Source organism: Achromobacter sp. 1L-A-4-B-C2 (assembly GCF_057291955.1).
Genome location: NZ_JBXAWP010000003.1, coordinates 1,048,171 through 1,060,589 on the forward strand (window position 1 = coordinate 1,048,171; position 12,419 = coordinate 1,060,589).

The 12,419-nt window shown below is 68.5% G+C and carries 5 protein-coding genes; all 5 read left to right on the top strand.

Features of this window, described 5'->3' with window-relative positions; all coding sequences use genetic code 11:
* Positions 1-85: 85 nt before the first annotated feature.
* Genes tssJ through AC0Z35_RS18250 form a run of 5 tightly spaced genes read left to right on the top strand, consistent with a single transcriptional unit; the run spans position 86 to position 12,418 of the window.
* On the top strand, positions 86-703 hold the full coding sequence (gene tssJ, locus AC0Z35_RS18230) for a type VI secretion system lipoprotein TssJ (RefSeq protein ID WP_485132171.1): 618 nt from the start codon (positions 86-88) through the stop codon (positions 701-703).
* A gap of 60 nt (positions 704-763) precedes the next feature.
* Entirely contained in the window at positions 764-2,110 is a 1,347-nt protein-coding gene (tssK, locus tag AC0Z35_RS18235) for a type VI secretion system baseplate subunit TssK (RefSeq protein WP_046807645.1), read from the top strand.
* Positions 2,111-2,123: 13 nt separating this feature from the next.
* Positions 2,124-2,903: a type IVB secretion system protein IcmH/DotU gene (gene icmH, locus AC0Z35_RS18240; RefSeq protein ID WP_052946138.1), complete on the top strand. Its 780-nt coding sequence runs from the start codon at positions 2,124-2,126 to the stop codon at positions 2,901-2,903.
* Positions 2,900-11,878, top strand: a complete 8,979-nt coding sequence (gene tssI / locus AC0Z35_RS18245; protein WP_485132170.1) for a type VI secretion system tip protein TssI/VgrG — start codon at positions 2,900-2,902, stop codon at positions 11,876-11,878. Before icmH ends, tssI begins: the two co-directional genes overlap by 4 nt.
* Before the next feature lie 39 nt (positions 11,879-11,917).
* Positions 11,918-12,418: a hypothetical protein gene (locus AC0Z35_RS18250; RefSeq protein WP_104143428.1), complete on the top strand. Its 501-nt coding sequence runs from the start codon at positions 11,918-11,920 to the stop codon at positions 12,416-12,418.
* Position 12,419 lies beyond the last annotated feature (1 nt).

Sequence of the window (12,419 nt, forward strand, 5' to 3'; positions counted from 1 at the left end):
CGCGTGACTTCATGTTACTTGCGTCGAAACTGCACGCAACGTGCCGCGATCTGTATTGCTTCACACACTTCCGGTATAAAGGGCCATGTCCAAACATATCCATTTATCACGTTTGTTCGCAGCGGCGGCTTGCACGCTGGCAAGCACCGCCATCACTGGATGTGCAGCGGTTTCGGCCATCGGAGCGGTGGCTGGTTTGACCGGGAATGCGATGGAGATGGCGGGCCTGAAAAAGCAGGAAAACGCGCCGGTGGAAGTGAAATTAGCAATTCATGCGGGAGAAAATTTGAACGCCGGCTCGGGGCAAGCGATGGCCGTCGTTACAAAAATATACTACCTGAAGAATCCTGAGCAATTCCAACGTGCGCCACTCACGCAATTGATAGACACTGCGCAAGAGAAAACCACGCTGGGGGAAACCGTGCTGGGTTCACGCGAGCTTACGCTCACGCCAGGACAGCGCGTTGAGAGCGTTGAAAAAGTCCCCAAGCAAGCGGAGTACATCGCGGTCGCCGGCCTGTTCTATGCGCCGGCGCCGATGCGTTGGAAGTACGTATTCAAAGTCGACGACGTGAAAGACAGTGGCATCGTCCTGGGCGCGCACGCTTGCGCGCTGACGGTGGCCACGGGCAAACCCACGTTGCCGGCAGGCATACCCAGCTACGACCCCGCGCGCCTGTCCGGCGTGCAGTGTCCTGGTTGACGCGCACTGCGCGATTGCCCGCCTTCTATATATAGAGATAGAAAGACAAGGAGCGCCAACTTGAGTTATTCAGCCAAAGTCCTGTGGGGCGAGGGCCTGTTCCTCCGGCCGCAACATTTTCAGCGGCAGGACGCGTATCACGAGGACCGCTTGGCCGAGATGGCCCGCGCGCTGCATCCTTATGCGTGGGGGCTGCGATCCGCGCGTTTCGATGCGTCGGCACTGGCCAACGGCATGCTGCGCGCCATTGAAATGACGGCCGTGTTTCCCGACGGCGAGCTCTACAACGCGCCGCATGGCGACGAGCTGCCCCCGCCCGTCGCGCTGACCGCGCTGGACGGTGTGAGCGAAGCGGTGTTCTACCTGGCCATCCATCCGCTCAAGGCGATTGGCGGCAATTATCGCGACGGCCAGAGCGCCGGCAATTTCGATACCCGCTACACGCACGACAATGCCCCCGCGCCCGATCTGTACACCGGCGCCACCACGGCCGAGCTGACATTCCTGCGCAAGGACGTGCGGTTGATTTCCGAATTCGAACCGCGCGACGAACTGCTGGCGATTCCGGTGGCGCGCGTGCGCCGCACGGCCAGCGCGGGTTACGAGCTGGACAATTCGTTCATCGCCCCCAGCCTGTCGCTGACGGCTTCGGGCGCGCTGCACGAACAGCTGCGCCGACTGCTGGACGCGCTGCAAGCCAAGGTCAATGCGCTATACGGCTTTCATCGCGAGCCCAGCAAGAACATCATTGAATTCCGCTCGGGCGATGTTGCGTCGTTCTGGCTGCTGCACACGGCCAACGAAGCCTACGCCACGCTGTCGCACTTGTTCCACCACCCGCAGTTGCATCCCGAACGCCTGTTCCAGGAACTGTTGCGGCTGGCGGGCGCGCTGATGACGTTCTCGAAGGTGCACACGCTGGCCGACCTGCCCGTGTACCGCCACGACGCGCCCGGCCCGGCGTTTGCCCGCATGGACGAAATCTTGCGCGACCTGCTGGAAACGGTGATCTCGACGCGCTACTTTTCCATCGTGCTGGAAGAGCTGCGCCCGTCGTTCCACATGGGCCGGCTGGACTCCGAAAAGCTGGACGAGACCACCTCGCTGTATCTGTCGGTGCAAGCCGCCATGCCGGCCCGCGAGCTGTCGGAAAGCGTGCCGATGCGCTTCAAGGTGGGCGCCCCCGAAGACGTCGACAAGCTGGTGCTGTCCGCCATGCCGGGCGTGCCGCTGACCTATACGCCGCAGGTGCCGCCCGCCGTGCCCGTGAAACCGGGCGCGGTCTATTTCGCGCTACAGACGCGCGGCTCGCTCTATGACCGCATGCTGCAAGCACGCAGCATTGCCATCTACGCCCCCGCGGGCATTCCCGAACTGAAGTTGGATTTGATCGCCGTCACCCGCTGACAGGAACCGTGCCATGACCGCCGACGCCCCTTCCCTGATGTCCGGCGCGACGCTGCCTCAGCGCGCCGCCGACTTCCATGCCAGCCGCCCCGCCAAGTCATTGCTGGACCTGCTGTACGACGGCTTCCTGATGCTGTTCCTGGTCAAGAGCGGCCAGGAACCGACCGACGCCGCGGCCTTCTCGGCGCGCGTGCAGCAGTTTCTGGCGGACTACGAACGCGCTGCCAAGAAGCTGGATATTCCAGCCGAAGACGTCTACGCCACCAAGTACGCCTTTTGCGCCGCCGTCGATGAAACCGTGTTGAATTCCGGCTTCGCGATTCGTGACGCGTGGATGTTGCAGCCGCTGCAACTGACGCTGTTCGGCGAGCAGCTGGCGGGCGAGAACTTTTTTGCGCGGCTGGAAGACCTGCGTGCGCAAGGCGCGCCGCGCCTGCAATCGCTTGAGATCTACTACATGTGCCTGCTGCTGGGTTTCCAGGGCAAGTACCTGATCGAAGGCCAGGAAAAGCTGGGTTACCTGACCGCGCGCCTGGGTGATGAGATTGCCCTGCTGCGCGGCAAGCGCACCGGTTTTGCGCCGCATTGGCAACTGCCCGACAAGATCGCCCACACGCTCAAGCGCGACGTGCCGCTGTGGTCGATCATGGCGGTGTTTGCGCTGCTGGGCCTGTTGGCATTCCTGGGCATGGGCCACTTTTTGAATTCGGAAATGCAGACGGCGATGGCGCCGTACCACGACATCGTCAAGCTGGGTCCGCGCGCCGCGCACCTGACCATTTCGTTGCCATGAACACTACGCCTTCGAACCCGTCAAGCGCCTCGGCCTACTCGTCGATGAACATCGCCACCTTGTCGCAACAGGCGCGCATGCTGCGCGTCAGCACGCCGCTGGACGCTGAATTGGTGCCCGAGCAGATGACGCTGCGCGAAGGCGTGTCGCGCCTGTTCGCGTTGACGCTGGATTGCCTGGCCGCCAGCGCCGAGCTCGATGTGAGCGGCCTGCTGGGCAAGGAGATCACCGTCAGCCTGTTGCAGGCGGATGGGTCGATGCGCCGCTGGCATGCCGTGGTCGAAGGCGTGGACGCGCTGGGCGCCGATGGCGGTCTGGCCCGCTACCGCTTGCACGCCGCGCCGTGGATGGCCGCGCTGGCGCTGCGCCGCGACAGCTTCATCTACCAAGATCAGTCCGTGCAGGACATCGTCAGCGACATCTTTGCGGATTATCCCCAGGCGGCCTTCGCGTTCGAAGTCAGCGAGGCATTGCCCGCGCGCGCGGCTTGCACGCAGTACCGCGAATCGGATCTGCAATTCGTGCAGCGCATCCTGGCCGAGGCGGGCCTGTCGTATCGCTTCGAGCACCAACAGGACGACGGCCAGGCGGCCGGCGGCGGAGCGCGCCATCGCGTCGTGATCTTCGATGCGGGCGCGGCGCGGCCCGAAGACCCGGCCTCGCCCCTGCGTTTTCATCGCAGCGACGCCACTGAAACCCGCGACAGCATCACGCATTTTTCAGCGGCCCAATCCGTGCGCCCGAACGCCGTGGCGCGCGCCGCCTGGAATGAACGCACACTGACCGCGCATGCCGCGCAAAGCCGCTCGCCAGTGCAGGTGGAAGCCCTGCCCGTGCTTGAGGATTACGACTACGCCGGCCACGGCCGTTACGCCGACGACGAGGCCGCCGAACAAAGCGCCGCGCGCTCGTTGCGCGCCCACGAATCGCGCATCGTCCGCTTCGAAGGCGCGGGCACGGCGCGGTCGCTGGCCCCCGGCCGCTTGTTCGCCATGACGCAGCACGAACGCTATGCCGAGGGCGGCGGCGGGCAGGCGGTGGACGAGCTGGGCGGCAACCGTTACGTGGTGCTGGAGGTGGTGCACGAAGCCACCAACAACCTGGGGGCACAGGCCCCCCAGGTGGCAAGCAGTGCCGACATGGAACGCGGCACCTATCGGAACCGCTTCACGGCCCAGCCCGAGGCGGCCGCGCTGATGCCCGCGTGGCGCCCGCGCCCGACCGCGCCGGAAGGCCTGGCGGCGGTGGTGGTCAGCGCCGGCGACGCCCCCATCACGTCCGACCGCGACCTGCGCGTGAAGGTGCAGTTTCCCTGGCAGCGCGGCGACAAGCCCGTCACGGGTGGCCTGCCGCACAAGACGCACGGCGACGCCAGCGGCAACGCACCGGGCGACGACCGCTCGGGCACGTGGCTGCGCGTGGCCAGCGCGCAAGCGGGCCCCAACTGGGGCGCGCATCATCTGCCCCGTGGCGGCACCGAAGTCATCGTGGAATTTATCGATGGCGATATCGACAGGCCGGTGGTTGCCGGCCAGCTATACAACGACGCGGACCTGCCGCCCTGGTCCGCTGGCGAGAACGCCGAAGCGAATCACGCCGGCGTATTGAGCGGCTGGCATAGCCACGGCCTGGACGGCGCGGGCCGCAACCAGTGGGTGTTTGACGACACGCGCGGCAAGCTGCGCACGCGGCTGGCCAGCTCGACCGCCGCCACGCAGCTGGGCCTGGGCCATCTGGTCGAACAGGACCTGGACGACGCCAACCGCGGCCAATGGCGCGGCACGGGCTTTGAACTGCGCTCGGACGCGTGGACGGTCGTGCGGTCGGGCCAGGGCATGCTGGTGTCGTCCACCGCCCGCGAACAGGCCAAGTCCACGCAGGCGGACGCGCAGGAAGCCTTGCTGCTGCTGCGCGGCGCGCAAGACGCCACGCGCCGCTTGAACGACAGCGCCGGCCAGCATCAGGCGCGCACGTTGGCGGCGGCCGACGGCTATGACGAATTGCTTGCCGCACTGGACCCGGAACAGGACGGACGCTATCCGGCCCAGATCAACGGCCAGGCCGCCGGCAAGGCCGCCAACGGCCAGCGCACGGACTCGGCCGCCGTCGAACGCATCAACGGCCCGCACCTGCTGATCGATTCCCCCAATTCCCTGAACCTGGCCACGCCGGCCAGCGCCGTGCTGCATGCGGGCAAGCACCTGCACGCCACCGCGCAATCGGACGCGCACGTGTCCGCGCAGCAGACGTATTCGGCGGTGTCCGCGCGCTCGGCCAGCGTGTTCGCGCAGCAGGGCCCTATCCGGGCGATCTCGGCGCAAGCGCCCGTGTCGCTGCACGCACATACCGACATCCTGGAAGCGCTGGCGGGCCAGGACATCACCGTAACGTCGTCGGCCGAAGGCATCGAAATCCTTGGCAACCAGCGCGTAACCCTGCAAGCCGCGGGCGGCAGCGTGACGTTGGATGGGGCCGACATTGTGTTCAAGGGGCCGGGCCTGTTCTCGGTCAAGGGCGCCACGCACAATTTCGTGGGTCCGGCCAGTGACGCGGCCAACTTGCCGGCCTTGCCCAGCACCACGGTCGACGATCCGCTGATCGTCAGCGCCGAGCTGGTGCACAAGGACGGCGCCACGGCGTCCGCCGTCAAGAAGGCCGCGTCCGGATTGATGGCCGGTTTCGGCGGCGCGGCGGGAGCCGGCGCCGGCACCGGGCTGGGGGCACTGGGCGATGCCATGCCCAGCGGCCTGGCCAGCCTGGGCCAGACGGCGGCAGGCGCCGCCTCCAAGCTGTCGCAGCTTGCCGGCCAGGCCAACACGCTGGCCGGGCTGGCCAAGAACCCGATGGGCGCGCTGTCCGCCGCCCCGGGCCTGCTGGGCAACGCCAGCCCCGCGATGGGCGGGCTGCTGAACACCGCCAAGAACACGATGGGCATGGTCTCGCAGGCGCAAGGCATGGTCGCTCAGGCAAAGGCCATCGTCGCAAACCCCATGTCGGCGCTGCCCGCCGCCTCCGGCATGCTGGGTTCGGTGGCCCCGGGCGCCAGCGGCATGATCGATTCCGCCGCGTCGGCGGCGGGCACCGTGTCGCAAGCGGCGGCCTTCATCAAGAACCCTTCGGCGGCATTGCCCGCCGCGACGGACATGCTGGCTGCCGTCGCGCCGGAAGGCGCGTCGGGAATGATTTCCGGAGCGGCGACGTTCGCGGGGGTGGGATCGGGGGCTGGAGCGACGTCCGTGGCAAGCGCCACGCCGGCGGCGACTGGTACGCCAAGCGCGGCAACTGCCGGTACAGCGTCTGCGCCGCAAGCATCTGCCGCGAGTTCGGCTGCGAATCCCTCCGGAGCGCCCTCGCCTGCGGTTGCGAGCGCATCGCCTGACGCATTGGCATCGTCCGACGGGGCTGGGGCTGGGGCTGGCGGTGGTGCTGGTGCTGGTGTTGGTGCTGGTGTTGGTGCTGGGGCTGGGGCTGGTGTTGGTGCTGGTGCTGGTGTTGGTGCTGGTGCTGGTGTTGGTGTTGGTGCTGGGGCTGGTGCTGGTGTTGGTGCTGGTGCTGGTGCTGGTGCTGGTGTTGGCGCAGCGCCGGTCGCAAACAACAGCGTGTCGGTCGCGCCCGCGCCAACGACAGGTGCAGCGTCGACGGCTGCGAACCCTACCGCGACCGCCGACGCAGGCGGCGCGACCAGCGCCTCCGGTACCGCTGGCGTCGTAGCGTCTGCCCCGCCAACTGCCGGCACGGGCGCACCCGTGTCGAGCGCTTCCGCCGCAGGTACGGCAACCGTCAACGCAACCGGTACCTCGTCCGTTGCGACGTCGGCCCCGTCTGCTGTCGCAACACCCGATGCGCCCGCCAGCGATTCCCTGATCGCGAACACTGGGGCGCCCTCCGTTGCCGATGCGGCCGGGTCGTCGGCCGCCCCTTCGATTGCCGTCGCAAGCGCATCCACGGTCGCGCCTTCGATTACCGCTACTGGTGCGTCTACCGTCGCGCCTTCGATTGCTGCTGCCGGTGCGTCTACCGTCGCGCCTTCGATCGCCGCTGCCGGTGCGTCGACGGTCGCGCCTTCGTTCGCTGCTGCCGGTGCGTCTACCGTCGGGCCTTCGATCACCGCTGCCGGTGCGTCTACGGTCGCGCCTTCGATTGCTGCTGCCGGTGCTGCGTCGGCCACGCCTTCGATTACGGCTGCGAGTGCGTCCGCAGTCATATCGGGCGGCGCATCTACTGGCGCCACCTCGATTGCGGCGGCTGGGGCGGCTACCGGTGCTTCGTCATTCGCCGCTTCGGTAGCGCCCACGACGCCTTCATTCGACGCGTCCGCGGTTGCGGGCGCTTCAGACACTTTCGTATCTCCCACGGCGGACGTGGCCGTGTCGCCGGCTTCGGCGGCCCTCGTCTCGGCGTCCACGGAAAGCATCGCGTTGCCGGGCGACGTTGTGTCGGCCGCGTCAGTGCAAGCCGGACCGGCAGCCGGCGACTTCACCGGCGCCGCCACGTCGTCGCCACCATCCATCGCGACGGACCTCGGCATGACCGCCGCGACCGCCACGACCGCCGAGAACTCCGTGAACGCGGCCTACAGCGGGGCAGTCTCCTCTGGCGAGGCCTATAACGCCGCCTCTTCTCACGTCGGCTCTTCTCACGTCGACTCGTCTCACGTCGCCGCTTCTAACGTCGCCGCACCTAGCGCCGCCCCTTCTAACGCGGCATCTTTCAACAGCGCATCCACTCCCCCCGCGACCTTAGCGGCAGCATCCGCCCACGCAGCATCGCAAGTCGGCGCGCTGGCGGGTTCCGGAGCTGCTTCGGTGGCCGCAACCGCCGCCCGCGCGTCGGCCACGGCGGCGGACGGAGCTTCGCCGCTGACGACGGATCTGCCGCCGGGGTCCGGCGCGGCAACCTTTACGGCAGGTTCGGCGACGAACCATGGCATCGGCTTGTTGACCACTGTGGCCGCAACGATTGGCGCGGCCCCCACGCTGCGCGTGCAGGAGCCTAGGCAAGGCCATGCCGTTGACGACCGGCCCGCTGACACATCCGCCAGTTCCGCAGCCTCGCTTGCTGCGGGATCGACCGCGACGATAGCCGGGACGGCAAACGCCCAGGGCCACGGACGTGCGCCGTCGACGCCGTCCAGCCCTGACACCCACGTCGCGCCGGGGTCCGGCGCGCCCGACACCCACTTCGCCCAGACAAGCGCCGACGCCGACCGGCGGAAGCAGGTCGACGAGACATCGGCCGCCGCAACAACGCAGCCATCGCCCAGCTTCGCGACCGCTGCGGCAACAACGCAATCGTCGCCCACTTCCGCGCCCGCCTCCGCGTCCGCCGCAGTGGGGACGCAATCGTCGCCCTCTTTCGCTGCGTCCGTGTCTCCCGGCCAACAAGGCGCGGCCTCAGTCACAGCATCCGCGCACCCACGCGACACGCGCGACACGTCGACTTTGCCGAACGCTACGCTGCTCGCGACCGTGACCGCCAGCGCGGGCACGCTGCTGGCCGGCGCCGCAAACGCGGCCGGCAATACGGCAGCCGCAGCATCTTCGGCAGCCGTTGCTGGCGGCGCGCTGTCTGACCCGGCTACGCTGGCCACCGTCGTTCCGCAGTCCTCTGGCGCCTTGCACGGATTCAGCTGGCCCGGCGCCGTGAACGGCGCATCGCCGTCCTCTGCCGGGACCGTGACGCAAGGCGACCAGCTTGCGCAATTAACGAGCACCGGCCGAGACGCAGGTTCGGCAACGGGACTTTCGGCCGACGTCTCCGCCGGTATCCCCGCTGGTATGTCCGCTGAGGTTTCCGCTAACGTCTCCGCTGGTATGCCCGTTGAGGTTCCCGCTAACGTCTCCGCTAACGTCCCCGCGGACGTCTCTGCAAACGTCTCCGCCCATGCCGCTGGCGTTGCAGCCCCGGACGGCGGCGCGTTGATCGCATCCAGCGACACCCTGCCGGCGACGGGCGGCCTGTCTGGCGACGGCCCTGCCGTGGCCGCCGGCATCCCCACGCAAACGCCTGGCTTCGTCCCTGCCTCGCAAAGCACCCTGCCGCAGGGCGCGGGCCTGCCCGGCGGCTCGGGTGAAGGCGGCTTGAACTTCCCCAGCAACCCCTCATCAGCGGGGGCCAGCGCGACATCCGGCGTTGGCGGGATCGGCGCAGGCGCGGGTGGCATCGGTGCAGGCGCGGGTGGCATCGGCGCAGGCAGCATCGGCCCAGGCGCAGGCGGCATCGGTGCAGGCGCGGCAGCGGGCCTGGGAGGCTCCGGCGGCAGCGCGGCTGGCTCGACTACGGCAGCGACCAGCGCCGCGACGGGCTCCGGCGGCAGCGCTGCGACCTCCGCCGCCGCGCCTGCCGCAGCCTCACCTGACGTAGCGACAAGCGCAGCCGGAGCAACCCCGGCAAGCGTCACCGCGACGACCGCCGCCGGGGACTCGTCCGTCGCCAGCGTCGCGGGAAGCGAGTCCGGCTCCGCGGCGTCGGCAGGCGCGGGCGTCAATACGGCGCCCTCCGCAGCGGACGCTAGCTCGACCGGCACCGTCGGCGGTACCGCGAACGCAGCTACTGCGGCTGGTGCACCGGCGACCGCCTCGGCCGCCCCCACGGCGGACGCTGCTTCCAGCGCCAGCGCCGGCACTTCCACCAGCGCGCCAGCCCATGCGGCCGGCGGCCCATCGGGCGGCGCGACAACAACAGCCGGCGGCCCATCGGGCGGCGCGACGACAACAGCCGGCGGCCCATCGGGCGGCGCGACGACAACGGCCGACGGCGCATCGGGCAGCGCGACGACAACGGCCAGCGCCGCCTCGGCCAACGGCGCGTCCACTCCCACATCGGCTTCGCCCGCCGGCAGCGCGCCCTTAAGCAAAGCCCCCGCCGCAACGCCACCCGCCCCAGCCAGCACGGCGGCCACCGCTGCGCCTGCCACGCCGGATGCAAACCTGGGTAGCGCCACCGCGCGCGCGGCGGGCATGTCCGACAGCACGCCGGCCACCCGCGCCACTGACCTGTCCGCCACAGCCGGTGCGGGTGCGGGCGCGTCCGCGGCTGCTTCCAGCGCCGGCAGTTCCGGCGCTGTGGGCATCGGCGCCGTTGCGGCTGGCGGCGGGCTGGCGACCTTTGCGCAACAGGCCAGCGCCGCGTCCACCGCGCTGTCCAGCGCATCCACCTTCGCGGCGGGCGGCGTCAGCGCCAACGTGGGCGCGGCCATTGTGCCGGTCATGACGCAGGCGCTGAACGCTGGCGGCGACCGCATGGCGGCCTTGAGTTCCGCCGTTGACACGCTGTTCACGTTGCCCGACGTCAAGCAAGCCAACATCCCGTCGGTGGCGGGCGCCATCCTCAGCATGCCGGGCCTGTCATCGTCGTCGGTGCCCAGCGTGATCGGCGCCATCCTGCAATCGCCCACCTTGGCCACCGAGACGCTGCCCAAGGTGGCCGAGGTGCTGATGAAGATACCCGGCGTGGCCGAGTCCCCGCTGCCGCAGATCGCGCGCGACGTGCTTGACTCGGTCGGCCTGGGACCCGTGGCGCGCACCCAGGGCACCAACCTGCCTGGCGGCACGCCGCCCGCCGGCGGCTCCGGCCGCGCGGTGCCCGGCGTGTCCACCTACCGCGCCCGCCAGGACGGCGCGCGCCTGCAATACGTGAACCTGGAACAGGTGGCCGAACGCTGGAACGACGGCAGCGCGCTGACCACCACCGAACGGCAATCGAACCGCCCGCGCATCCACGTGGAATTCAATCGCCCCGGCCAGCACCGCTTCACCATCACCGTGAAGGCCGACCCCGCCAACATTCCGTACTCCGCGCGCGAACGTGGCCGCCGCGCCAGCTATCAGGAACCGCACAGCAACCCGCGCAGCTACGTCACCAACGCCGACGGCACCCGCATCGTCGACGACATCACGCTGCCGGCCGCCGGCCTGAACCTGTACCTGTTCGAAGTGCGCGACGAACGCGGGCAATTGATCAAGACCGAACGCGTTGAAACCGTGCGCCGCCTGTACATCCAGGAGGTCATGTGCATGAGCGCGCATCCGGCCGGCCACCTGGCCGACGTCACGCCCGTCACCGCGGAATTCGCGCTGCACGGTATCGATATGATCCAGCTTCCGCGCCTGCAATTCCGGGGCCGCTCGGCGGTTGACGCCGCCGACACCGTCGAGTCGCAGCAAGCCATCATGAACGCCGTTCGCGCGGTCTATGCCCCTTCCCCGGGCAAGCAGCGCGAACCCTATACGCTGGTCGTTTGCCACGTTGACCGCCTGGCCGCGCCGGGCGTCAGCGGCGACATGCGGCTGCCGGTGCCCGCCGGCCCCGGCGGACGCGTCATGACGGTGCCCATCGTCAACGACGACCGCAGCCGCTCCAGCCTCTGGTACGAATTCGATGCCAGCGACGACTGGCTGGTGCACGCGCGCTACATCCACACGGACGCCTCCGGCGCCGAACGGTCGATTCCGATTCCGCGCCACCTGATCACCCCCATCCGCGAAAGCAATGGGTCGGTCTGGTCGGTGTCCGTGGACCTGACCCGCATATCGCCCACGCCGCTGACCGGCATGCTGAACATCCAGTTCAACACCGTGGCCGCCAGCTACGCCGGCCTTGCCATCACGGGCACCAACCTGCTGTTCGTCTCGACGCTGGACCCCTACGAACCCAACTCGCAGGCCTACCTGACCGAAACCCTGGCCCACGAAATGGGCCACTTGCTGGGCATGGTGCCCAGCGGCCCCGACTGGCCCGGCCTGCGCAACCAGGACGAGTCGGCCGACGATTCAAAGCTGGACCCGCCGCCGAACTTCTACTACAACGCGGGGGGGCACTGCTATTACGGCCTGCCCGACCAGAATGGCGAGTACAACGAGGAAATCGGACAGTGCGTGATGTACGGCATCACCTGCGCGAACATTCATTTCTGCCCCAGTTGCAGCAAGGCCGTGCGCAAGGTCGACTGCTCCGAAGGCTGGACGGCGTTCTGACGCCGGCCTTTTCCAGATAACCGACATGCCCGAACCGACATGCCCATCATGACGACCGACTGGATTGAACCCGCCACCTTTGCCTCGGTGCCCTCGCACTCGCAAAAAGAACACGCCTGCATGCCGCCGCTGCAAGGCTACGACGCGCAGATGCGCATCGCCGCGCCCACCCGCGTGACGATCCGCGACGGCAGCACGCTGACCATTCCCATCTGCGCGCGCGGCATCCTGCCCGTGGTAGACGAGCCGCAGCTACCGCGTTTCGTGGCGGTGGACACGCGCACCGGCAAGGTCTATCGCGGCATCGCGTTCAACTACGTGCGGCCCAAGCTGCCCAATGTGTCGGTGGACCCCAGCGAAGGCGCGGCCCCGCCCAAGATTCCGCTGCCGCCCGGCATGACCGTGGAAACCCGCTTCACCACGGATATGGCGGGCGTCCTGCATCTGCCCGCCACGCCCGCGACCTACGAGGTGTATATCGAGGCAGAGAACGTGAAGTCGAATACGGTGACGATAGCGGTCGAAGCGGGCAAGACGTAAG

What these genes read in the sequence shown, in the direction of transcription:
- tssJ (WP_485132171.1), top strand. Translation starts at nt 86, where the DNA reads ATGTCCAAACATATCCATTTATCACGTTTGTTCGCAGCGGCGGCTTGC.
- icmH (WP_052946138.1), top strand. Translation starts at nt 2,124, where the DNA reads ATGACCGCCGACGCCCCTTCCCTGATGTCCGGCGCGACGCTGCCTCAG.
- tssI (WP_485132170.1), top strand. Translation starts at nt 2,900, where the DNA reads ATGAACACTACGCCTTCGAACCCGTCAAGCGCCTCGGCCTACTCGTCG.
- AC0Z35_RS18250 (WP_104143428.1), top strand. Translation starts at nt 11,918, where the DNA reads ATGCCCATCATGACGACCGACTGGATTGAACCCGCCACCTTTGCCTCG.